General features: G+C 63.9%; 23 protein-coding genes and 1 pseudogene. 20 read left to right on the forward strand and 4 right to left on the reverse strand.

Features of this window, described 5'->3' with window-relative positions; translation table 11 throughout:
- The first annotated feature begins 69 nt into the window (after positions 1–69).
- The 12 genes from QZ613_RS16140 (at position 70) to motD (ending at position 13,252) form a co-directional block, all read left to right on the forward strand.
- Entirely contained in the window at positions 70–1,041 is a 972-nt protein-coding gene (locus QZ613_RS16140; protein ID WP_291983200.1) for a chemotaxis protein, read from the forward strand.
- Positions 1,042–1,079: 38 nt separating this feature from the next.
- On the forward strand, positions 1,080–2,018 hold the full coding sequence (locus QZ613_RS16145) for a chemotaxis protein (protein WP_043567380.1): 939 nt from the start codon (positions 1,080–1,082) through the stop codon (positions 2,016–2,018).
- Positions 2,019–2,039: 21 nt separating this feature from the next.
- A complete protein-coding gene (gene cheY / locus QZ613_RS16150; protein ID WP_043567283.1) occupies positions 2,040–2,429 on the forward strand; it encodes a chemotaxis response regulator CheY in 390 nt (129 codons plus the stop codon).
- 1 nt (position 2,430) lies between these two features.
- Positions 2,431–3,279: a protein phosphatase CheZ gene (cheZ, locus tag QZ613_RS16155; RefSeq protein WP_291983202.1), complete on the forward strand. Its 849-nt coding sequence runs from the start codon at positions 2,431–2,433 to the stop codon at positions 3,277–3,279.
- Between the two features lie 10 nt (positions 3,280–3,289).
- Positions 3,290–5,236: a chemotaxis protein CheA gene (locus QZ613_RS16160; protein WP_291983205.1), complete on the forward strand. Its 1,947-nt coding sequence runs from the start codon at positions 3,290–3,292 to the stop codon at positions 5,234–5,236.
- Between the two features lie 177 nt (positions 5,237–5,413).
- Positions 5,414–6,553, forward strand: a complete 1,140-nt coding sequence (gene flhB, locus QZ613_RS16165; RefSeq protein WP_043570871.1) for a flagellar biosynthesis protein FlhB — start codon at positions 5,414–5,416, stop codon at positions 6,551–6,553.
- The gene (gene flhA, locus QZ613_RS16170) at positions 6,546–8,633 is read left to right on the forward strand and encodes a flagellar biosynthesis protein FlhA (protein ID WP_291866994.1); all 2,088 of its coding nucleotides are present in this window, start codon (positions 6,546–6,548) and stop codon (positions 8,631–8,633) included. Before flhB ends, flhA begins: the two co-directional genes overlap by 8 nt.
- A complete protein-coding gene (flhF, locus tag QZ613_RS16175; RefSeq protein ID WP_291866992.1) occupies positions 8,630–10,024 on the forward strand; it encodes a flagellar biosynthesis protein FlhF in 1,395 nt (464 codons plus the stop codon). Before flhA ends, flhF begins: the two co-directional genes overlap by 4 nt.
- Complete coding sequence (locus QZ613_RS16180) at positions 10,017–10,901, forward strand: AAA family ATPase (protein WP_043565041.1); 885 nt, start codon at positions 10,017–10,019, stop codon at positions 10,899–10,901. The genes flhF and QZ613_RS16180 overlap by 8 nt, the downstream gene beginning before the upstream one ends.
- A 19-nt stretch (positions 10,902–10,920) precedes the next feature.
- A complete protein-coding gene (locus QZ613_RS16185) occupies positions 10,921–11,667 on the forward strand; it encodes an RNA polymerase sigma factor FliA (RefSeq protein ID WP_291866990.1) in 747 nt (248 codons plus the stop codon).
- Positions 11,660–12,400, forward strand: coding sequence for a flagellar motor protein (locus tag QZ613_RS16190; protein WP_043565044.1), 741 nt, complete (start codon positions 11,660–11,662; stop codon positions 12,398–12,400). Before QZ613_RS16185 ends, QZ613_RS16190 begins: the two co-directional genes overlap by 8 nt.
- A 3-nt stretch (positions 12,401–12,403) precedes the next feature.
- Entirely contained in the window at positions 12,404–13,252 is an 849-nt protein-coding gene (motD, locus tag QZ613_RS16195; RefSeq protein WP_043565046.1) for a flagellar motor protein MotD, read from the forward strand.
- Between the two features lie 15 nt (positions 13,253–13,267).
- Here the strand turns inward: motD and QZ613_RS16200 are convergent, their stop codons facing one another.
- From QZ613_RS16200 to QZ613_RS16215, 4 genes and pseudogenes are all read right to left on the reverse strand, one after another.
- Complete coding sequence (locus QZ613_RS16200; RefSeq protein WP_291866987.1) at positions 13,268–13,753, reverse strand: flagella synthesis protein FlgN; 486 nt, start codon at positions 13,751–13,753, stop codon at positions 13,268–13,270.
- Between the two features lie 14 nt (positions 13,754–13,767).
- Positions 13,768–14,055, reverse strand: coding sequence for a flagellar biosynthesis anti-sigma factor FlgM (gene flgM, locus QZ613_RS16205; protein WP_043565048.1), 288 nt, complete (start codon positions 14,053–14,055; stop codon positions 13,768–13,770).
- Between the two features lie 92 nt (positions 14,056–14,147).
- Positions 14,148–14,357, reverse strand: a complete 210-nt coding sequence (flgA, locus tag QZ613_RS16210; protein ID WP_366144474.1) for a flagellar basal body P-ring formation chaperone FlgA — start codon at positions 14,355–14,357, stop codon at positions 14,148–14,150.
- Positions 14,358–14,448: 91 nt separating this feature from the next.
- Positions 14,449–14,853 (reverse strand): annotated as a pseudogene (locus QZ613_RS16215) (flagellar basal body P-ring formation protein FlgA); the annotation flags it as partial.
- A 171-nt stretch (positions 14,854–15,024) separates the two neighbouring features.
- Here QZ613_RS16215 and flgB point away from each other — a divergent pair.
- The 8 genes from flgB to QZ613_RS16255 all read left to right on the forward strand — a co-directional run bounded on the left by flgB (position 15,025) and on the right by QZ613_RS16255 (position 21,302).
- Positions 15,025–15,471: a flagellar basal body rod protein FlgB gene (flgB, locus tag QZ613_RS16220; RefSeq protein ID WP_324593269.1), complete on the forward strand. Its 447-nt coding sequence runs from the start codon at positions 15,025–15,027 to the stop codon at positions 15,469–15,471.
- Positions 15,472–15,473: 2 nt separating this feature from the next.
- Entirely contained in the window at positions 15,474–15,878 is a 405-nt protein-coding gene (flgC, locus tag QZ613_RS16225; protein WP_043565052.1) for a flagellar basal body rod protein FlgC, read from the forward strand.
- 28 nt (positions 15,879–15,906) lie between these two features.
- The gene (locus QZ613_RS16230; RefSeq protein ID WP_043565053.1) at positions 15,907–16,590 is read left to right on the forward strand and encodes a flagellar hook assembly protein FlgD; all 684 of its coding nucleotides are present in this window, start codon (positions 15,907–15,909) and stop codon (positions 16,588–16,590) included.
- A 15-nt stretch (positions 16,591–16,605) separates the two neighbouring features.
- Positions 16,606–17,862, forward strand: coding sequence for a flagellar hook protein FlgE (flgE, locus tag QZ613_RS16235; RefSeq protein ID WP_291983207.1), 1,257 nt, complete (start codon positions 16,606–16,608; stop codon positions 17,860–17,862).
- A 34-nt stretch (positions 17,863–17,896) separates the two neighbouring features.
- Positions 17,897–18,646 (forward strand): flagellar basal body rod protein FlgF, encoded by a 750-nt coding sequence (locus tag QZ613_RS16240; protein ID WP_043565055.1) that lies wholly within the window; start codon positions 17,897–17,899, stop codon positions 18,644–18,646.
- Positions 18,647–18,656: 10 nt separating this feature from the next.
- A complete protein-coding gene (flgG, locus tag QZ613_RS16245; RefSeq protein WP_043565056.1) occupies positions 18,657–19,439 on the forward strand; it encodes a flagellar basal-body rod protein FlgG in 783 nt (260 codons plus the stop codon).
- A 10-nt stretch (positions 19,440–19,449) separates the two neighbouring features.
- Positions 19,450–20,142, forward strand: coding sequence for a flagellar basal body L-ring protein FlgH (locus QZ613_RS16250; protein WP_291866975.1), 693 nt, complete (start codon positions 19,450–19,452; stop codon positions 20,140–20,142).
- Positions 20,143–20,240: 98 nt separating this feature from the next.
- Complete coding sequence (locus QZ613_RS16255) at positions 20,241–21,302, forward strand: flagellar basal body P-ring protein FlgI (RefSeq protein WP_291867015.1); 1,062 nt, start codon at positions 20,241–20,243, stop codon at positions 21,300–21,302.
- Positions 21,303–21,313 lie beyond the last annotated feature (11 nt).

Raw genomic sequence — 21,313 nt, forward strand, 5'->3', positions numbered from 1 at the left:
GGCGGCGGCGATTGATTTAAGATGTTTGTGGCCGGGCTTGTGTCCGTCGTCACGCGAGGGAAGAGAACCATGTCGGATCTGCTGAAGAACATCGATGCGCGCACCAAGCTGGCCGGGACCAACAAGCTGGAGATCCTGTTGTTCTCGCTCGGGACGGACGCGCGTACCGGGCGCCGGGAAACCTTCGGCATCAATGTCTTCAAGGTCCGCGAGGTGATGCGTACGCCGCCGATTACGGCGGCACCGGACATGCCGGCAGCGGTCGAGGGAATGGTCAGCCTGCGCGGGGCACTGGTGCCGGTGGTCGATCTGGCCCGCTACGCGCGGGTGGATACGCAGACGCCGCGCTCGATCATGATCGTCACCGAATATGCAGGCCATACGCAGGGATTTCTCGTCGAGGCGGTGGATACCATTCTTCGTCTCGACTGGGGTCAGATGCGCGTACCGCCGGCGATGCTGCTCGCCGAACTCGGTGGCCTGGTGACCGCGGTCACCGAGTTGTCCGACGGTCGCCTGGTGATGCTCATGGACGTCGAGAAGATTCTTTCCGAAACCACCCGCTACGACGACGAGAGCGTCTATCGCAATATCAAGCCGCTCGACAATCCGCAATTGACGGTCTTTTTTGCCGACGATTCAGCGGTGGCGCGCAGGCAGATCGAGCGCACGCTGCAGGCGATGGGTGTCAAGTACGTGGCCGCGATCAATGGTCGCGAAGCCTGGGACGAACTCGAGAAAGTGGCCAGGTCGGCGCAGACGGCCGGTCAGAAAGTGAGCGAGCTGATCAGTCTGGTGTTGACCGATATCGAGATGCCCGAGATGGACGGCTACATTCTGACCAAGAAGATCAAGTCCGACGCACGCTTCGCGGGCGTGCCGGTGATCATGCATTCTTCATTGTCGGGGATGTCCAACCAGCAACTCGGCAGGTCGGTCGGCGTCGATGAATACGTGCCCAAGTTCGAACCGCAGCGCCTCTCGGAGACGCTGGCGCGCAGGTTGCTGGGCGACCTCCCGGCGCTGCAGTTGACCGCGTAGTGGACCTCGTCAGGCGACCTCTGGAGCGATCATAGATGATGGATTTGGCAGAAAGAAAGGGCCACCTCGAGGGGGTGGACGCGAGGACGCTGGTCGCCGGTTCCAACAAGATGGAGATCCTCCTCTTCTCCCTGGGGACGCGCGAGACCTTCGGCATCAACGTCTTCAAGGTCCGCGAAGTCGGGCGAACCCCGCACATCACCCGGACCCCGAACATGCCACGCGGCGTCGAGGGGCTGATTTCCCTGCGTGGCAATGTCATTCCGGTGCTATCCCTGATTTCCTTCCTCGAACCCAGGGAGCAATCGCCGGAGCACGGCAGGACGATGATGGTCGCCGAGTATTCGAAGCGCACCCTTGGCTTCCTGGTGCACGAGGTCGATCGCATCATCCGCGTCGACTGGGAGAAAGTGAAGGCACCGGAAAGCGTCCTGTCGACCAACCAGGGATTGATCACGGCGATCACCGAACTCGACGATGGCAAGCTGGTGTCGATTCTCGACGTCGAGCAGATCCTCGCCAACGCCTTTGGCGAGGCGCTGATCGTCGATATCCGGCGCGCCAATGTCGGCGACGATGTGGGAATATTCTTCGCCGACGATTCGATTGTCGCCCGGCGCAAGATCGTCGAGGTCCTCGACCGGCTGGGCGTCAAGCACAAGCACGCCACCAACGGTGCCGAAGCGTGGAGCCGTTTGCAGGCCATTGCCGCGCACGCCAGCCAGATCGGCACCGCCGTGCGCGACGAGATTCGCCTGATCCTGGTCGATGCCGAAATGCCCGAGATGGACGGTTACGTGCTGACCAAGAACATCAAGGGCGATGAACGCTTCGCGGGCATCCCGGTCGTGATGCACTCGTCGCTGTCGTCGCAGGCCAATCATGCAATGGGCAAGGCGGTGGGCGTCGACGCCTACGTGGCCAAGTTCGACGCTGAAATCCTTGCCGACACCCTGCGCCCCTTGCTCGAACGTTAGAAGAAGAATCAGGAGTAGAGAATGGCTGACCCAAAAATGAGAATTCTGGTGGTGGACGATTTTTCGACGATGCGGCGAATCGTCAGAAATCTTCTCAAGGAACTGGGCTTCTCCAACGTCGACGAGGCCGAGGATGGCGCGATCGCACTGCAGAAGCTGCAAAGCGGTGGCGTCGAGTTTGTCGTGACCGACTGGAACATGCCGAACATGGACGGCCTGCAACTGCTGCAGGCGATTCGCAGCTCACCGACGCTGAAGCACTTGCCGGTGATGATGATCACCGCCGAAGCGAAGAAGGAAAACATCATCGCCGCGGCACAAGCGGGGGCCAGCGGCTACATCGTCAAGCCCTTCACCGCCGCAACACTGGCCGAGAAGTTGCAGAAGATTTTTGACAAGATGGGTGGCTGAGATGACCGACTCCAATGGTTCGGGGGACTCGAGAGAACTCGAAGCGCTGTTCGACAGCATCGCTTCGGGAGCCGTCCCGACTGACGCAGCGGCTGCCAAAGGGTCGCTGCTGCAGCAACTGCGCGAGGTCGAAGGCGAGGAAGACGATAGCGACGACTTGCAGGCCTTGTTCGACGCGGTCGTCGCTGCGCAAGCTCCGGCGGCCGGCGAGCCGACGGCGGACGACGACCAGGCGAGCGGCGGTAACGACAAGGTCTTTCGCCGCGTTGGCCAGATGGCCAGGCAGCTGCACGATACGCTCGGCGAACTCGGCTATCACGAACTCCTCGGTAGCGCCGCCGCCGCCATCCCCGACACCAGGGAGCGTCTCAACTACGTCGCCACGCTTACCGAAAAGGCGGCCTGTCGGGTATTGAACGCGACCGATATCGCCAATCCTCTGCAGGAGCAACTCGAGGCGAGTTCGGCAGCCCTGGCCGCGAAGTGGGACGCGCTGTATGCCAACCAGATGAGTGTCGATGCGTTCAAGCAGCTGGCCGAAGAAACGCGTGCCTTCCTGAAGCAGGGTTTGCCGCAGAAAACCGAAGCGACCAGGGCGCAGTTGCTGGAAATCATGATGGCGCAGGACTTCCAGGATCTGACCGGACAGGTGATCAAGAAGACCATTGCCGTGGCGCAGGAGCTGGAAGCGCAACTGGTGGGCGTGTTGATCGAAGCCATGCCTGGCGAGCGACGCACCGAATCGGTGATGAGTATGCTCAACGGACCGGTGATCAACGCCGAAGGGCGAAGTGACGTGGTGGCCACGCAGCAACAGGTCGACGATCTGCTCGGCAGCCTGGGCTTCTAGGAGACACGAGATGAGTGATTTCGCCGGGATGGAAGATCTGTTGCAGGACTTCCTGCAGGAAGCCGGTGACCTGCTGTCGGATGTGGACAACAAGCTCGTCGATCTTGAAAGGACTCCCGGCGACAGCCGTTTGCTGAACGACATATTCCGCGGCTTTCACACCATCAAGGGCGGCGCCGGTTTTCTCAACGCCGGCGAGCTGGTAAAGCTATGCCACTTGACCGAGAACCTTTTCGACAAGTTGAGAAACGGCGAGCAGACGCTGACCCCTGAGCTGCTGGATACGATCATGGCCGCGACACAGGGGGTTCGCAACATGTTTGGCGAGATCGCCCAGGGAAGGCAACCCGACCCGGTGCCGGCGGCAGTCAGCGGCAGTCTGCGCGCCGCACTGGCAGGGAAGGTCGCCGCGCCGGTTGCGCCTGCGGCGCCCGTTCCCGCCCGGGAAGCGCCGGCGGGCCCCGACTGGCAGCTGCTCTACGAGGTTTTGGTCGGCCCGCAGGATCTGCCCCTTGCCGTGACGCCGCCTGGCGCGTCGCTTGCCACGCCGCCGCCAGCCGCCGCCGCGGCGCCAGTGCGGTCGGTACCGTCGGTGCCGCCGCCAGCGAACGCCGTGGACGCCGCCAGGCTGCAGCCACACTTTCCGCCGCAAGGCCGCCGCGCGGCAGACAGGCCAGGCGCGATCGCCAGTGCTGCCCCGGCCGGCCGGCGGGCCGACGAAAGGGCCGCCGTTCGCGAGACCACCATTCGTGTCGATACCGCGCGCCTCGACCAGGTACTCAACCTGTCGGGAGAAATCGGCCTGACCAAGAACCGGCTGACCAGCCTGCGCGCCGACATCATCGCCGGCAGAACCGATGCCGATACGCTGCAGGCGCTCGACCAGGCGGTCAGTCAGCTCGATCTGCTGGTCTCCGATTTGCAGAACTCGGTGATGAAGACGCGCATGCAGCCGATTGGCCGCCTGTTCCAGAAATACCCGCGCATTGCCCGTGACCTGGCACGGCAGCTGGGCAAGGATGTCGAGCTGGAACTGGTCGGTGAAGAGACCGAAGTCGACAAGACGATGATCGAGGACCTGGCCGATCCGCTGGTCCACCTGATTCGCAACGCCGTCGATCACGGCGTCGAGACGGCCGAGCAGCGGCAGGCCGCCGGCAAGCCGGTGAAGAGCGTCGTTCGCCTCGAAGCGCGCCAGGAGGGCGATCACATCGTGCTGATCATTGCCGACGACGGACGCGGCATGAGCCCGGAGAAAATCCGCGCCAAGGCGATCGAAAAGAACATCATCGGCGAAGAAGAAGCCAATACGCTGGACGATCGGCAGAGCCTGAACCTGATCTTTCTGCCCGGCTTTTCGACCATGGCGCAGGCTTCGGCGGTATCGGGCCGGGGCGTCGGAATGGACGTGGTCAAGACCAACATCCAGAAACTCAACGGCTCGATCGAGATTCGCTCCGAGCTTGGCAAGGGGTCGGTGTTCAGCATCTCGCTGCCCCTGACCCTGGCCATTCTGCCGGTGCTCCTGGTCCTGCTCGGTGATCAACCGTTCGCCCTGCCGCTATCCATGGTCAGGGAGATTCTCCCCATCGACCACGAGAGAATGCAGGAAGTGGGCGGCAAGGAAACGCTTGTCGTCCGCGGCGAGATCCTGCCGGTGATCGCGCTGTCACGCCTGCTCGGCTGGCCGCAGCTTGCGCGCCCGGAGTACGGGGTGCTGATGCAGACGGCAGAGCGCAGCTTCATTCTGGCGGTCGACAATTTTGCCGGCCGTGACGATGCGGTGATCAAGGCGCTCGACGATTTCCGTCCGCGCGGAGTGGCCGGCGTGACGACACTGTCGAACGGGCAGATCGTGTTGATCCTGGACATGAAGGAGCTACTCAGCGATCTGTCGGCCCATAACGACCGCGATGCGCGTGGCGCACCGACCAGGGCGCTCGAATTTCTCGCATAAAAAGCTGTACCAGCAGGCATTTTTTCGGGGGGCTACGGCCCCCCAGTTTTTTTTGCGCGTCCGCAACAATTGTTGCAGGCGCGCTACTATCCGAGAATCGGTCTAAATAAAACCTCATACCTCTTTATTTATTAATGTTTTTTCCTATAATAGCCACGAGTACACTGGGAACTCGATATGGCAGAGGAAAGCGACCTCGAAAAAACCGAAGCGGCATCGGCACGGCGCCTTGAGCAGGCGCGTGAGGAGGGGCAGGTTCCGCGCTCGCGCGAGATCGGCACCTTCCTCGTCCTGATGGTCGGCGCGGCGGGCTTCTGGCTGATGGGGCCGTGGATGGTCGAGCGTGTTGCCGGTTTTTTCCGCCGCGGTCTGGTGCTCGACCACGGTCTGGCCACCGAGCCGACGCTGATGCTGGTTCGCCTGGCGGATATCTCGCTCGACGCCTTGTTGTCCTTCGCGCCGATGTTCGCGGCGCTGATCGTCGCCGCGCTGCTGTCGCCGTTTTTTCTCGGCAGCTGGAACTTCTCGCCGAAGGCGCTGCAACCCGACCTCAGCCGCCTCAATCTGCTCAAGGGCCTGGGCCGCGTGCTGTCATGGAACGGCCTGGTCGAGCTGGTCAAGGCGGTGGTCAAGTCGTCGCTGGTCGGCGGCGTTGCCGTGCTCGTCCTGTGGAGCGAGAGTGGCCAGCTGCTGGCCATGTTCGCGCAATCGATCGAGGTCTCCCTGGCCAGCGCCGGACACCTGCTCAGCTTCAGTTTTCTGGCCATCGTTTCGGCCATGCTGTTGATCGTCGCCGTCGACGTTCCCTTCCAGATCTGGCAGTACCACGACAAGCTCAAGATGACTCGTCAGGAGGTCAAGAAGGAAGGCAAGGAACTGGAAGGCAACCCTGAAGTCAAGAGCCGAATTCGCCAGCTGCAGCGCGAGGCCGCCCGCAAGCGAATGATGTCGGCTGTGCCTGCCGCCGACGTGATCGTCACCAACCCGAGTCACTTCGCGGTGGCGCTGGCCTACAAGGCCGGCATGCGGGCGCCGAAACTGCTGGCCAAGGGAATGGGCGAGGTGGCGCTCAAAATCCGCGCGATAGGCGTCGAGAACGCGGTGCCGATGGTCGAGGCTGCGCCCCTGGCGCGGGCGCTTTATCGTCACGCCGAACTCGACGAGGAGATTCCCGCCGCCCTTTATGCGGCCGTCGCCGAGGTGCTGGCCTACGTCTATCAGCTGAGCAGCTGGCGCGCGGAGGGTGGCGTCTACCCGCTGCCGCCGCAGGAAATCGTCGTCCCGGCCGAACTCGTCCCGGAGGCCCTGCATGGCTAACGCCGGGGTCATCGCGGTGCAGGATCTCTTTGCCCGTTTCGCGCAACGGCAGCTGGCGGGTCCGCTGCTGATCCTGGCGATTCTGGCGATGATGGTCTTGCCACTGCCGCCTTTTGCGCTGGATCTCTTTTTCACCTTCAATATCGCCATTTCGGTGATCGTCATGCTCGTTGCCATGAGCGTGATGAAACCGCTGGACTTCTCCGTCTTCCCGACCGTGCTGCTGGTCACCACCCTCCTGCGTCTGTCACTCAACGTCGCCTCGACACGCGTCGTGCTGCTCGAAGGGCATACCGGGCCAGGGGCCGCCGGACAGGTCATCGAAGCCTTCGGGCATTTCCTGGTCGGCGGCAACTACGCCGTCGGCCTGGTGGTGTTCACGATTCTGGTGATCATCAACTTCGTGGTCATCACCAAGGGCGCCGGTCGCGTCGCCGAAGTGGCGGCACGCTTCACGCTGGACGCCATGCCCGGCAAGCAGATGGCCATCGATGCCGACCTCAATGCCGGACTGATCGGCGAGGACGAGGCGCGCAAGCGACGCGCAACGATCGCCGAAGAAGCGGACTTCTTCGGGTCCATGGACGGTGCCTCGAAGTTCGTTCGCGGCGACGCCGTGGCCGGCATCCTGATCATGTTGATCAACGTCGTCGGCGGGCTCTTCGTCGGCGTCCTGCAGCACGACATGGACATCGCGGCGGCGGCCAAGACCTATACCTTGCTGACCATCGGCGACGGTCTGGTGGCGCAGATCCCGGCGCTGATCATCTCCATTGCCGCGGGCATGGTGGTGACCCGCGTCGGTGACGGCCAGGACGTTTCGCAGCAGTTCATCGCGCAGCTGTTCACGAATCCCAGGCTGATTTTCCTGACCGCCGGAATCATCGGTTTGCTGGGCCTGATCCCGGGTATGCCGAACTTCGTTTTTCTGCTGCTGGCCGTCATTCTGGCAGCCATCGGCTGGCGCCTGGAGAGGGGCGAGCGTGCCGTCGCACCACTGCCGGTCGCTGCTGCACCGCTACCCGCAAGGGAAGCTCAGGAGGCGAGTTGGGCCGATGTCACGGCGCTCGACATTCTTGGCCTGGAGGTCGGCTATCGCCTGATTCCGCTGGTCGACAAGTCACAGGACGGCGAATTGCTGCGTCGTATCCGTGGCATTCGCAAGAAATTCGCTCAGGAAGTGGGCTTCCTCGTTTCCCCGGTGCACATACGCGACAACCTGGAACTGAAACCGAATGCCTACAAGATCCTGCTCAAGGGCGTCGAGATTGGCGCTGGAGAAGCGTTTCCCGGGAATCTTCTGGCCATCAATCCCGGTCGCGTCGCTGGCCAGGTGCCGGGAACGGCGACCAAGGATCCCGCCTACGGCCTGCCGGCGGTGTGGATCGAGCCTGCCTTGCGGGAGCAGGCGCAGGCCTACGGATACACCGTCGTCGATGCCAGCACGGTCACCGCGACGCATCTCAATCAGCTGATTCTGTCGCACGCCGCCGAGCTTCTCGGGCGCCAGGAAACGCAGGCGCTGCTCGATCACCTGGCCAAGGAAATGCCCAAGCTGGTCGAGGACGTGGTGCCCAAGCTGCTGACCATCGGTGTCTTCCAGAAGGTCTTGCGCAACCTGCTCGAAGAGGGCGTGTCTCTGCGCGACATGCGCACGATCATCGAAACCCTGGCCGAAGTCGCGCCACGCTCGCAGGACGCCGAGGTGCTCACCGCGCAGGTGCGTATCGCCCTGGGTCGTTCGATTGCCCAGGAGCTGTTCCCGGGCGGCGCTGAAATGCAGGTCATGTCGCTCGATCCCCAGCTCGAGCGGATTCTTCTCCAGGCGGTTGCCGGTGGCGGCGACGGCGCCAGTATCGAACCGGGTCTGGCCGATACGCTGCTGCGCGAGGCGGTCGCTGCGGCGCAGCGGCAGGAAGAGGTGGGATTGCCGACCGTTCTGCTGGTCCCGGGAAATCTTCGTACGCTCCTGTCCCGCTTTCTCCGGCGGAGCATCCCGCAGCTGAAGGTGCTGGCGCACGGCGAAGTGCCTGAAAACAGAATCATCAGAGTCACCTCGATTATTGGAGGCAGGGTATGAACGTCAGGAAATTCATCGCCGCGACCGCGCGTGACGCTTTGCGCAAGGTCAAGGAGACCCTCGGGCCGGACGCGATCATTCTCTCCAATCGTGGAATTCCCGGAGGCGTCGAGATCATGGCGGTTGCCGCCCGTGACATGGAGATGATCGTTCCGACGGCAGAGCGCGAGCCAGCGCCACGGCGCCGGGACGCTGCCCCGGGTCCGTCGTCCGAAGCGGCTGTTGGGCGCCCGGCGCCCGCCGCACCGATGCCGGCAGCGCCCGCCCGGCGAGCGCCGGAGAGGGCGGTGGAGAGGGCGCGCGCCGGCCAGCCGCCGCTGCGTCCGTCGCCGCCATTGACGGTGCGCGCCAAGCCGCAGCTCGATCTGCCGCGACCGGCGCCGCAGAATACACCGCCGACGGCGGCCGAAGTCGTTCCGGCGGCGGTCATGGACGAGATTCGCTCGTTGCGGAAAATCGTCGAGCAGCACCTGGCCGGTCTGGCCTGGGGCGAGTCGGCGCGCGCCGAGCCGGTGAAGACCGAAGTCCTCCGCCAGCTGCTCGACGCCGGCTTTTCGCCGCAGTTCGCCCGCGACCTGCTTGTCGATCTGCCGCGCGACCTCGACGCCGGGCAGGCGCTGGGGTGGGTAAAGGGGGGAGCCGATCGTGGCCTGTTGACCACCGACAGTGAGAGCGACATCGTCGACCGTGGCGGCATCTATGCGCTGGTCGGGCCGACCGGTGTCGGCAAGACGACCACGACCGCCAAACTCGCCGCCCGTTGCGTCCTCCGTCATGGCGCCAGGAAGCTGGCGCTGGTGACCACCGACGGCTATCGGATCGGCGCGCACGAACAGCTGCGCATCTATGGGCGGATTCTCGGCGTGTCGGTTCATCTCGCCAGGGACGCCGCTGACCTGCGCGCGACGCTGCAGGATCTGCAGCACACGCACATGGTGCTCATCGATACCATGGGCATGAGCCAGCGCGATCGCCTGGTCAGCGAGCAGGTGGCGATGTTCGGTGACAACGACGTCAAGTCGCTGTTGCTGCTCTCGGCGACCAGCCGTGGGGATACGCTCGATGACGTGATCAGGGCGTACAACGGCCTGCAGAATCTCGCCGGTTGCATCCTCACGAAGGTCGACGAAGCGGCGAGTCTGGCGTCGTCGCTCGATGTCATCATCCGTCATCGCCTGCGCCTGTACTACGTCTCGAACGGGCAGCGAGTGCCGGAAGACCTGCACCTGCCCAATCGCCCTTATCTGGTGCACCGTGCGTTCCGGGACCTGCCGGAGACCTCGCCACACCGTCTGGCCGGCCTCGAGCCCGGGCTGATGATGGCCAGTGCGGCGGCCAACGCGGCCAATGCAGCCAGCATCGTCTCTGCCGGAGGAACGCAGCGTGGTTAATCTTCGCGGCGACCAGGCGGCCGGGCTGCGGCGCCTCTTCAGCCGCCCGCGGCTGCGCATCGTCACCTTTGCCGCGGGTGGCGTCGGCGTTGGCAAGAGCATTGCGGTGGCCAATCTGGCGGCTTGCCTGGCGCGCCAGGGCAAGGAAGTCCTGGTCGTCGATGAGAATACGGACGACAGCGTTGCAGCTTACTACGGCGTCCCGGTGCGGCACGATCTGCAGCAGGTCGTGCATCGGGAAAAGTCGCTCGCCGAGGTAATCCTTTCGGTGGCGCCAGGAGTGCGCGTTCTGCCCGCCGCCAAGGTGGTCAAACGGCTCGCCAGCCTGAGCGCTGCCGAACAGCGCATCCTGGTCGACAGCCTTGGCCACATCGGCCGGCCTGCCGACGTCGTTCTCGTCGATGCCTCGCTTGACCATCCGCTCGGTTTCTCGCCACTTGGCCTTGCGGCGCACGATACGGTGATCGTCGTCTCGCCGAATGGCGCTGCGATCACCGACGCCTATGCGCTGATCAAGAAAGTCAGCCTGGGTTACTCGCGCAAGAACTTTCGCATCCTGGTGAGCAAGGCGCGGGCAGCGAGCGACGCGCAGGCGGTGTACGACAACATCGCCGAGGTCGCCCACAGCCGCCAGCTTGCCCGCCTCGACTATGCCGGTCACGTACCGCTCGACGAGTCTCTGCGGCAGGCTTCGAGGCTTTGCCAGCCGGTCGCCGGGCTGTTTCCGGATGCCCCCTCGGCGCGGGCCTATCAAAGCCTGGCCAGTGCTCTGCTCAACTGGCCGAACGGCGACGTCGATGTCCGCGGCCTCGAACATTTCGTGCAACAACTGCTACACTTGAGCCAACGTCTAGACCCCACAGCTATCTACGCCTGATAGCGCCCTCCCGGAATGCATGTATAACGCTGCTGGTCAGATCAACAAGGAGCAGCTGGTCCAGCGCTTCGCGCCAATGGTCAAGCGCATCGCTTGCCATCTGGTCGCGCGCCTGCCGGCCAGCGTTCTGCTCGACGACCTGGTGCAGAACGGCATGCTCGGTCTGCTCGACGCGATTGGCCGTTTCGAGGCCGGCGTGGGAGCGCAGTTCGAAGCCTATGCGGCGCAGCGGGTACGTGGCGCGATGCTCGACAGCCTGCGCGAGAACGACTGGTTGCCGCGCAGCCTGCGCCGCAGCTGTCGTCTCATCGAGGCGGCCATCACGCAGCTGGAACAGGAGACGGGACGTGCGCCAAGCGAAAAGGAGCTTGCCGACTCGCTGGGAATGACGCTGGCCGATTATCAGACGATGTTGCAGGACGCTCGCGGACACCAGCTGGTCTATCTCGAAGACCTCGTCAGCGAGGATGGCGAGGACTTTCTGGAGCGACATCGGGTTGAAGAGAGCAGCGATCCGGCGCAGCTTTTCGAGGAGGAAGGTGTCCGTCAGGCCCTGGTGCAAGCCATTGCCGACCTGCCCGAGCGTGAAAAGCTGATGATGGCTCTCTACTACGAACAGGATCTCAATCTGCGCGAAATCGGGGAAGTGATGGGGGTCAGCGAATCACGCGTCTGCCAGCTGCACAGCCAGGCGGTGATGAGGCTGCGCACTCGCCTGGCGGGAGCTGCAGCCACGAAGCGGAAGAGAGCCAGAAAGAATGGATAGGACCAGCGTACTCGGCTTGCTGATCGGCGTGCTGGCGATCGTCGGTGGGCAGATTCTCGAGGGGGGTCACGTGGGTTCCCTGTCGCAGCCGACGGCGCTGCTGATCGTCGTTGGCGGTACGCTGGGCGCGGTCATGCTGCAGAGTCCGTACGCGACATTCATGCGCGGCATACGCATGGCGAAATGGGTCTTTCGGCCGCCCGTTTCGGATCCGCAGAAATTGATCGAGCAGATTTCGAGCTGGAGCCAGATCTCCCGGCGCGAAGGTCTGCTGGCCCTCGATGCGGTGGTCAACGAACTGCCGGACGAGTTTACGCGCAAGGGACTGCAGCTGCTCGTCGATGGCGCCGAGCCGGAGCGCCTGCGCGAGGTCATGGAAGTGGAGATCAGCACCTTCGAACAGGAAATGAAGCTCTCGGCAAGAATCTGGGAGGCGGCGGGAGGCTATTCGCCGACCATCGGCATCCTCGGCGCGGTGATGGGCTTGATTCACGTGATGGAGAATCTCTCCGACCCGTCGAAGCTGGGCGCCGGCATCGCCGTCGCCTTCGTGGCGACGATCTATGGCGTTGGCCTGGCCAATCTGGTCTATCTGCCGATGGCCAACAAGTTGAAGGCGCACATCAATCGCCTGCTCACCCAGCGCGAAATGATCGTCGACGGCCTCGTCTGCATCGCCAATGGCGACAATCCCCGCATCATCGAAAGCCGCCTGCGCGGCTACATCTTCTGATCGATGGCCCGTCGAAAGCACGTCGAAGAGCACGAGAACCACGAGCGCTGGCTCGTTTCGTACGCCGATTTCATTACCCTTCTCTTTGCTTTCTTCGTCGTGATGTACGCACTCTCGTCGGTGAACGAGGGCAAGTACCGAATCCTCAGCGATTCGATGGTCAGCGCCTTTCGCAATGTGCCGGTCAACAGCGTCGGCCAGCTGGCGGCGATCCTGCCGACACCGGCGCCGGTGAGCAAGCCCAATCTGGCCAGCAAGACGCAGGAGGCGGTCCGCCAGAAGCAGCGCGAGAGCATGCGCAGTATTGCCAAGGACATCCTCGAGGTGATGGCGCCACTGGTCGAACAGGGGAAGGTGCGGGTCCTTGAAACGAGTCGCGGAGTGACCATAGAAATCAACGACAGCATCCTGTTCTCGCCAGGCCAGGCCCTGATTCAGCCGCCTTTGGCCCGAGCCATGGAGGCCGTGGCCGCGGTGCTGGTCGGAACCGATTTCCCGATTACCATCGAGGGACACACCGACGATGTGCCGATCAGCAACGCGCAGTTCCCTTCGAACTGGGAGCTTTCGGCAGTGCGCGCGACCACCGTTCTACGTTTGTTCGCGGCCGCCGGAATTGCGCCGCCACGCCTGACGGCGATTGGCTACGCCGATACGCGTCCGGTCGAGCCGAATGCACTGGCGGACGGGCGGGCACGCAATCGTCGGGTATCGATTCTGATCGACTCGGCGATTCCCGAAAAAGGTACCGAGGTCAATCTACAGGGGCAGGGCGAGGCCGGCGAGGCCGCCGCCGATCCGGCGCCAGCGGCAGCAGCAAGCGCGCGGGTGCCGCCGCTGCCTGCGCGCTAGGCAGGTTCGCGGCTTTCAGGCACTGTCGCTGATGCGCCGGGTGCTGGGCGGCGCGCTTTGTCCGTCCGGACCATACAGATTGCCGGCCGCGGCGTTGCTTCCGAGGAGCGCTTCGAGTGCCTGCGCATTGCTCTGCAGGCGTTCCTGGATCAGTTCGCCGTTCACCCGATTCAGTTCGCGTGCCTGCGTGGCGACGGCGAGCAACGACGACCAGGCGTCACGGGTACCTGTTTCCTCGGGGTGCGCGGCAAACCAGGCAGCAATGCCGGCGCCATCGCTGGCTACGCCGCTGGCGGCAAGCAGACGACTGCGTCTCGCGGCGAGCGTTGCCAGTTCGGCAGCGACCTTGTTCTTCTGGCGCACCAGATCGAGCAGGTCGTCCACTTCACCCTTGACCAGCATCTGCTGCTCGCGCTCGAGGAAGGCGAGAAAGCATTGCGCTGCGGCGATCTCGCTGTCTACGGTCTGTGCAAGCTCGGCTGGCACGGGGCTTTCAGCCATTGGCCTGGCGCTGGTCAGCCTTGCCGTTGCGAACTGATCAGTTCGCTGGCCGACTCGATCAGGCGGTCGGCAACGGCTTCGGCGTTGATCGTGAACCGGCCCTCGGCGATGGCCTGCTTGATTTCGGCAACACGCGTGGCATCGAAGGCCGGGGCGTCCCCGGACGAATGCAGATGCGTCGCCAATTCACTGAGATGGACTTCGGCTGCCGCGCTGCTGGTCGCTTTGCTGACGCTGCCGCGATTACGGGTGTCATTGCTGACCGTGGTGCTGGCCGTCGTGCTGGTGCTGTCGATCTTCACGGTGTTGCCCCTTGAGCGGTTGTTCTCAATTCATCTATCGGCGCAGAACGACAAAACTTTAACATTATTTTCAGCAACATCCTGCAGATAGCTCAATAGGTCACTTCAACGACGCCGCCGGGACGGGCAACACCGCTGACCACCTGCCCGGAGGCGGTGCGCACCTGGGCGATCTGGCCGTCGCTGGCGTTGTTGAGGGCCTTTCCCTCGTTGCTCACGGAGAAGCCGGCGCCGGTCGACTGCAACTTGACGCTTTGTCCCTGCTGCACCGCCCAGGGGGCGGTGAGCAGGTCGTTGCGCAGGGGCTGGCCAGCCGCGACGCCGTTCTTGACCGTTTTTTCCGATCGCCTGTGCCAGGTCGGTGACGACGCTGGCCGGCAGCGAGCCGAGGTCGCCGCTCTGCGCGAAAACGTCCCCGGCGCTGATCACCTGGCCGCGATTGAGCTGCCGCGCGGTGACCAGGTAGCTTCCGGCGATGCTGATCTGCACCGGCACGTAGATCGTCCATACCTCGGGGGCCAGGCAGCGTACGCCGACAGTGGTCCTTCCCCAGAGTCGACTGCCTTGCGGCAGGAAGGGCTCGTAAGCACTGCACGACGCCTCCTGCGCGTGCTGGTCGAGACGACCGACGCTGTAGGTCACCTTTCCCGGCAGGCCCTGCGTCTGGACGCGCAGGTAGTTGTCCACAGCCGCGCCCAGTGAGGTCTGCGCGGCGACGCCGCTGCTTGCCGCAGCGACAACAACGAGCAGCAGTTTCGCCAGGCTGGCGGAATGCTTGACGCGGTCAGAGTTAGGCATGCCGCCATTCTGCCTGATTCCGGGCGGCTCGCGAAGCGGGCCGGCTGCGCGTGCCTGCCGGTGCGGGCGGCAAAATTTGCCGACGATCCGGCAAATGCCGCTTGGCCGCTGCGCCGGCGCGAAGGCGATCCTGCCGTCCGCTGGTCGCGAGGCAATTGGCACGGCTATTGCTTGTCGACTGTTCGTGAGAACAGCGAAGGGAGTGACACGGTGATGGTCAGCAAGATCCAGGGGGCGCTCTCGTTCCAGCTGCAGGCATTGACCCTGCGCAGCGAACGGCAGCAGGTGCTCGCCGGCAATATCGCCAACGCCGATACGCCGCACTATCTGGCGCGGGACTTCGATTTCGCGACCACCCTGCAGCAGGCGGTCAGCGGCCGTGGTCAGGCCAGCCTGCCCCTGGCGACCACTTCGCCGCGCCATGCGCAGGGCAGAGAAGCCGCCGATCCCTTGCGCCTGCTCTATCGCCAGCCGACGCAGGCCAGTGCCGACGGCAATACCGTCGACATGGACGTCGAGCGCGCGCAGTTTGCCGAGAATGCGTTTTTCTACGAGGCGGGCCTGACTTTTCTTTCCGGTCGCATCAATACCCTGCGCTCGGCGATCCAGGGACAATAGGAATGAGCATTTTCAATACCTTCAAGGTGGCCGGTAGCGCGCTGACCGCACAGGCGATGCGCCTCAACGTGGTCGCCAGCAATCTGGCCAACGCCGACAGCGTGGTCGGGTCCGACGGCAAGCCCTATCGCGCCAAGCAGGTGGTGTTCGCGGCGACGCCGATGGGCAGTGCGGCGGCACAGGGCGTACGGGTCACGCAGGTGGTCGAGGACAGCACTCCCGGCCGCCTGCTCTATGACCCGCGCAATCCCGCCGCCGACGAGCGCGGCTACGTGACCATGCCCAACGTCAGCGTCGTTGACGAGATGACCAACATGATTTCCGCCTCGCGTTCCTATCAGACCAACGTCGAGGTCATGAACACCGCCAAACAACTGCTGCTCAAGACGCTGGCGCTTGGCCAGTAGTCGCGACGCGGCTCCGGAGAGAAAAGAAATGGCCACCGTGCAATCGAGCACTTCTAGCAGTGACATCCTGGCTTCGCTCAACACCCAGGCCAGGACCGGCAGCAGCGGACTCGTGTCGACGAGCGAGGACGTCCAGAATCGTTTTCTCAAGCTGCTGGTGACGCAGTTGAAGAACCAGGACCCGCTCAACCCGCTCGACAACGCGGCGGTAACCACCCAGATTTCGCAGATCAACACGGTGACCGGCATCGAAAGGCTGAACGCGACCCTCGAGACCCTGCTCGGTACCTACAACGACGGGCAGGCCGTGCAGGCCGCCGCGCTGATCGGCAAGAGCGTTCTGGTCGGGGGGTCCGGGCTGGCGCTGGTCGACGGTCAGGCGCGCGGCGGGGTCAATCTCGCCGGGCCGGCCGACGACGTGACGCTGACGATTCTTGGCGCCGGCGACAACGTCATCCAGAGCGAGCGCCTCGGCGCCCGCGACGCCGGCAGCTTCGCCTTCGTCTGGGACGGCATGACGGCGCAGGGTACGCAGGCGCCAGCCGGCCGTTACCGCTTCGCGGTGAACGCCGTGCGCGGCAATGAAACGGTGGCCGCCGAGGCTCTACAGATTGGCACGGTAAATGCTTTGGTTAGAGGGCAGGGTGGTTATCAGCTCGACCTGGGTGCGCTGGGGCGGGTCGCTTTCGACAAGGTTCAGCAAATTCTCTAGGTGTAGGGGGCAGGAATGAGTTTTCAACAAGGTTTGAGCGGTCTGAACGCGGCGTCGTCGTCGCTCGACGTGATCGGCAACAACATCGCCAACGCCAGCACCGTGGGCTTCAAGAGCGGCGGCACGAACTTTGCGGACGTGTACGCCGCTTCCCTCGGCTTTGGCACCGGCGCCAAGATCGGTATCGGCGTCGGCGTCGGGGCGGTTCAGCAGCAGTTTACCCAGGGCAATCTGACGACCACCAACAATCCACTCGACCTCGCGCTCAACGGCGGCGGTTTCTTCCGCATGAGCCAGGAAGGGGCGATCAGCTATACCCGTAATGGCCAGTTTCACATCGACAATGAAGGCTATATGATCAACGATCTGCGCCTTCGCCTGACCGGTTATCCGGTCGCCGCCAGCGGTGCGATCACGCCTTCCAACCCCGTCGAGCTGCAGATTTCAGCGGGCCAGATCGCCCCGCGGGCGACCAGCGACCCGCTCGCCGGCGAGCTGCGCGCGGTGCTCAATCTCGACTCCCGCGACTCGGTTCCGGCGGTCACGCCGTTCGATTTCACCGACCCCGAAACCTACAATTTCTCGACCCCGCTGACCGTTTTCGACACCCTCGGCGTGGTGCACAACCTGACCACCTTCTACGTGCTCAATACGCCGGCGGCAGCGGGGGATCCGGGGCAGTGGACCGTGCACGCCACGCTCGACGGCGCGGACCCGCAAGTCGTCCCGGGCGGAAACCTGATCTTCAGTACTTCCGGTGCCCTCGAGCCGGCGTCGGCGGTGCATACGCTGCCGTCGTGGGCGCTGACCACCGGTGCCGTATCGCCGTGGTCACCGGGGGATATGGATTTCACCGGCACCACCCAGTACGGCAACGGCTCGAACGTCGACCGCCTGACGCAGGGAGGCTTCACGTCGGGCAGCCTGGTCGGCGTGGGGGTCAACGCCGATGGCATCGTCCAGGGGCGCTACAGCAATGGCCAGACGCGCAGCATGGGGCAGGTGGTGCTGGCCAGCTTTGCCAATCCCAACGGGCTCCTGAGCCTGGGCAACAACCAGTGGAGCCTGACCTCGATTTCCGGGCCGGAGCTGATCGGAACGCCGGGGTCGGGCAGTCGCGCGGTCATCCAGGCGGCGGCAGTCGAGGATTCGAACGTCGATCTGACCAAGGCCCTGGTCGAGATGATCACTGCGCAGCGCAACTACCAGGCGAATGCGCAAACCATCAAGACCCAGGATCAGATCATGCAGACGCTGGTCAATCTGCGCTGATGGCCGACGCTGAGCGACGGATTGCGAAAGCGCCATGGATCGCCTGATCTACACTGCGATGAGCGGGGCCAAGCAGGTCTTCCTGCAGCAGGCGGGCGTCGCCCAGAACCTGGCCAATGCAACGACCATCGGCTATCGGGCAATGGAGCATCGCTTTCGCGCCGTGCCGGTGCTCGGCGAAGGGGCCCCGACCAGGGCCTTTGCCGCCGACGCCTCGGTGGCCGACGCCTTCGAGCAGGGGCCGATCACGGTCACCGGTCGGCCGCTCGATGTCGCGGTAGACGGTAATGGCTGGATCGCCGTGCAGGCTGCCGACGGTCGTGAGGCCTACACCCGTGCCGGCAATCTCAGGACCGACGCCAACGGCGTGCTGCAAACGACCAGCGGCTTCAATGTCGCGGGCGAAGGCGGAGCGATCTCGCTGCCGCCCGACAACAACATCGCCATCGCCACCGACGGGACGGTGTCGAGCATTCCGCGTGTGGGTGCCGGGGCCATCAACGGGGTCAACGTGGTCGGCCGGATCAAGCTGGTCAATCCGCCGGAAAGCGATCTGGTGCGCGGCGACGACGGACTCTTCCGGACGCGCAACGGCATCGATGCTCTGGCCGACGAAAACGTCAAGCTGGCGCCGGAGGCACTCGAGGGAAGCAACGTCAACTCGGTTGACGCGATGGTCAGGATGATCAGTCTCGCTCGCCAGTTCGAGATGCAGATCAAGATGTTGCAGACGGCCGACGCCAATGCGCGGACGGCCAGCCAGCTTCTCTCCATGAACCGCTGATAGGACAAGCATGATCCGTTCGCTGTGGACCGCCAGTACCGGCCTCAATGCCCAACAGGTGCAGATTGACGTCATCGCCAACAACCTGGCCAACGTCAGCACCAATGGTTTCAAGCAGGCGCGCGGAATTTTTGCCGACCTGCTCTACCAGACGTTGCGTCAGCCGGGGGCGCAGTCGTCGCAGACGACGCAGATCCCGGATGGTCTGCAGATCGGTCTCGGCGTGACGCCCGTCTCGACGGGGCGAATCTTCACCCAGGGCGCTCTGCAGCAAACCGGAAACAGTCTGGACATGGCCATCGACGGGGCGGGCTTCTTCCAGGTCCTGCTGCCCGACGGGACAACGGCCTATACGCGCGACGGTTCCTTTCAGAAGGACAATCAGGGGCAGATCGTCACCACCAGCGGCTATCCGCTGCAGCCGGCGATCACCATCCCCGAGAACGCCCTGACCCTGACCATCGGCACCGATGGTGTGGTCAGCATCACCCAGCCGGGGACTCCGGCGACGGTGCAGATCGGCACCATACAGGTGGCCACTTTCATCAACAATGGCGGGCTGCAGAGCGTTGGCGACAACCTCTACCTGGAGACCGCGTCGAGCGGGACGCCAACGCCCAATACCCCGGGAAACAACGGCTCGGGGGTGGTGGTGCAGAACTACGTCGAGGCGTCCAACGTCAATGTCGCGCAGGAACTGGTACTGATGATCCAGACCCAGCGGGCCTACGAACTGAACTCGAAAGTGGTGTCGACCTCGGATCAGATGCTGGCGCGTCTGACGCAGTTGTAGGAGGCGGGCGATGAGCATGGGCCGGGTGGACAAGAAGACGCTGCTGCTGATCCCCGTGGCGCTGCTGATGGCCGCCTGCACCACCGTGCCGCCGACCAATATCCATCAGCCGATGACGGCGCGTCCGCAGCACCGTACCGATGCGCTGGCGGCCAATCTGGCGGCGACCGGCAGCATCTATCAGGCCGGGTCGTCACGAACACTGTTCGAAGATCGCCGCGCGCGTTACGTCGGCGACACGATCACGGTGACGATCACCGAGAACACCACGGCGGCGACCAAGTCCAACACCAACGTCAGCAAGACCGGCAGTATCAGCGCCGCCGCCGGCCCGATCGTCGGCCTGCCCGGCAAGTCGTTTCAGGGCATGGAGCTGAGCGCGAACAGCAGCAATGTCGCTGCCGGCAAGGGCGATGCGGCGGCCAACAACGTGTTTACCGGGACGATTACGGTGACCGTCATCGAAGTCCTGCCGAACGGCAATCTGCTGGTTTCGGGCGAGAAGCAGGTGGCCATTGGTCAGGGACAGGAATACATCCGGCTTTCCGGTATCGTCAATCCGTATTTCGTCAACGCCGCCAATACCATCCCCTCGTCGCAGATCGCCGATGCGCGAATCGAGTACAAGGAGAGCGGGACGATCAGCGAAGCGCAGGTGATGGGTTGGCTGGCACGATTCTTCCTTACCGTCCTGCCATTCTAGGAGAAGAGAAAGTGGCCCCGATCATCGCCAGGAAAACCGGCAAAATCCAGCGTCGTCCGGCGGTTTTTGCCGCTCTTGCCGGTTTTCTCGTCCTTGCCCTGCTGAGTCTTCCGGTGGCCGCAGAACGGATCAAGGACCTTGCCTCGGTGCAGGGGGTGCGCAACAACCAGTTGGTTGGCTACGGGCTGGTGGTTGGCCTGGACGGCAGCGGCGACCAGACCACGCAGACGCCCTTCACCACCCAGAGCATCATCAACATGCTCGCCCAGCTCGGCACCACTTTGCCGACGACGCAATCCTTGCAGCTGAAGAACGTTGCGGCGGTGATGGTGACCGCCAATCTGCCGCCATTTGCCCGCATCGGGCAGGCCATCGACATCACCGTGTCGTCGATGGGTAACGCCAAGAGCCTGCGCGGCGGGACGCTGGTGATGACTCCGCTGAAGGGCGCCGACGGTCAGATCTACGCGCAGGCCCAAGGCAACCTGCTGGTCGGCGGCGCCGGCGCGTCGGCGGGTGGCAGCAAGGTGGCGGTCAATCACCTGCTTGCCGGGCGTGTGGTCGGTGGCGCAACCGTCGAGCGCGAGGTTCCGACCGCGCTCGGGCAGGGCCCCTTCGTTCATTACGAGATGCGCACGACCGACTTCAGTACCACCCAGCGCGTGGTCGACGTGATCAACCGGGAGATCGGTCCGGGGACCGCACAGGCGCTCGACGGCAGGCGGGTGCAGGTGATCGCCCCCGAAGATGCGAACAGCCGGGTGGCCTTCCTGGGGCGACTGGAGAGCCTGGAAGTGCGTCCGAGCAAAGGTATTGCCAAGGTGATCATCAACCCGCGTACGGGCTCGGTGGTGATGAACCAGACGGTGACCATCGAGTCCTGCGCGGTCGCGCACGGCAGCCTTTCGGTGGTCATCAACACCGAACAGAAGGTGAGTCAGCCGAACGCGCTGGCTGCCGGACAGACGGTCACCACGACGCAGAGCGAAATCGACATCAAGCAGGGGGGCGGATCGTTGATGCAGGTGAAGGCCGGGGTCAATCTCGCCGAGGTCGTCAAGGCGATCAATGCGCTCGGGGCCGGGCCACAGGATCTGCTCTCCATCCTGCAGTCCATGAAAGCGGCCGGCGCCTTGCGCGCCGAGCTCGAGATCATCTGAGTCGGCGTTCG

The organism is Candidatus Accumulibacter sp. ACC005, assembly GCF_907163215.1.
Lineage (GTDB): Bacteria > Pseudomonadota > Gammaproteobacteria > Burkholderiales > Rhodocyclaceae > Accumulibacter > Accumulibacter regalis.

Coding starts and splice junctions, on each gene's coding strand:
- flgC (WP_043565052.1), top strand. CDS start 15,474: ATGAGCATTTTCAATACCTTCAAGGTGGCCGGTAGCGCGCTGACCGCA.
- QZ613_RS16190 (WP_043565044.1), top strand. CDS start 11,660: ATGGATAGGACCAGCGTACTCGGCTTGCTGATCGGCGTGCTGGCGATC.
- motD (WP_043565046.1), top strand. CDS start 12,404: ATGGCCCGTCGAAAGCACGTCGAAGAGCACGAGAACCACGAGCGCTGG.
- QZ613_RS16140 (WP_291983200.1), top strand. CDS start 70: ATGTCGGATCTGCTGAAGAACATCGATGCGCGCACCAAGCTGGCCGGG.
- cheZ (WP_291983202.1), top strand. CDS start 2,431: ATGACCGACTCCAATGGTTCGGGGGACTCGAGAGAACTCGAAGCGCTG.
- flhB (WP_043570871.1), top strand. CDS start 5,414: ATGGCAGAGGAAAGCGACCTCGAAAAAACCGAAGCGGCATCGGCACGG.
- QZ613_RS16240 (WP_043565055.1), top strand. CDS start 17,897: ATGGATCGCCTGATCTACACTGCGATGAGCGGGGCCAAGCAGGTCTTC.
- QZ613_RS16250 (WP_291866975.1), top strand. CDS start 19,450: ATGAGCATGGGCCGGGTGGACAAGAAGACGCTGCTGCTGATCCCCGTG.
- flgE (WP_291983207.1), top strand. CDS start 16,606: ATGAGTTTTCAACAAGGTTTGAGCGGTCTGAACGCGGCGTCGTCGTCG.
- flhF (WP_291866992.1), top strand. CDS start 8,630: ATGAACGTCAGGAAATTCATCGCCGCGACCGCGCGTGACGCTTTGCGC.
- QZ613_RS16185 (WP_291866990.1), top strand. CDS start 10,921: ATGTATAACGCTGCTGGTCAGATCAACAAGGAGCAGCTGGTCCAGCGC.
- QZ613_RS16200 (WP_291866987.1), bottom strand. CDS start 13,753: ATGGCTGAAAGCCCCGTGCCAGCCGAGCTTGCACAGACCGTAGACAGC.
- QZ613_RS16230 (WP_043565053.1), top strand. CDS start 15,907: ATGGCCACCGTGCAATCGAGCACTTCTAGCAGTGACATCCTGGCTTCG.
- flgG (WP_043565056.1), top strand. CDS start 18,657: ATGATCCGTTCGCTGTGGACCGCCAGTACCGGCCTCAATGCCCAACAG.
- QZ613_RS16145 (WP_043567380.1), top strand. CDS start 1,080: ATGGATTTGGCAGAAAGAAAGGGCCACCTCGAGGGGGTGGACGCGAGG.
- cheY (WP_043567283.1), top strand. CDS start 2,040: ATGGCTGACCCAAAAATGAGAATTCTGGTGGTGGACGATTTTTCGACG.
- QZ613_RS16160 (WP_291983205.1), top strand. CDS start 3,290: ATGAGTGATTTCGCCGGGATGGAAGATCTGTTGCAGGACTTCCTGCAG.
- flhA (WP_291866994.1), top strand. CDS start 6,546: ATGGCTAACGCCGGGGTCATCGCGGTGCAGGATCTCTTTGCCCGTTTC.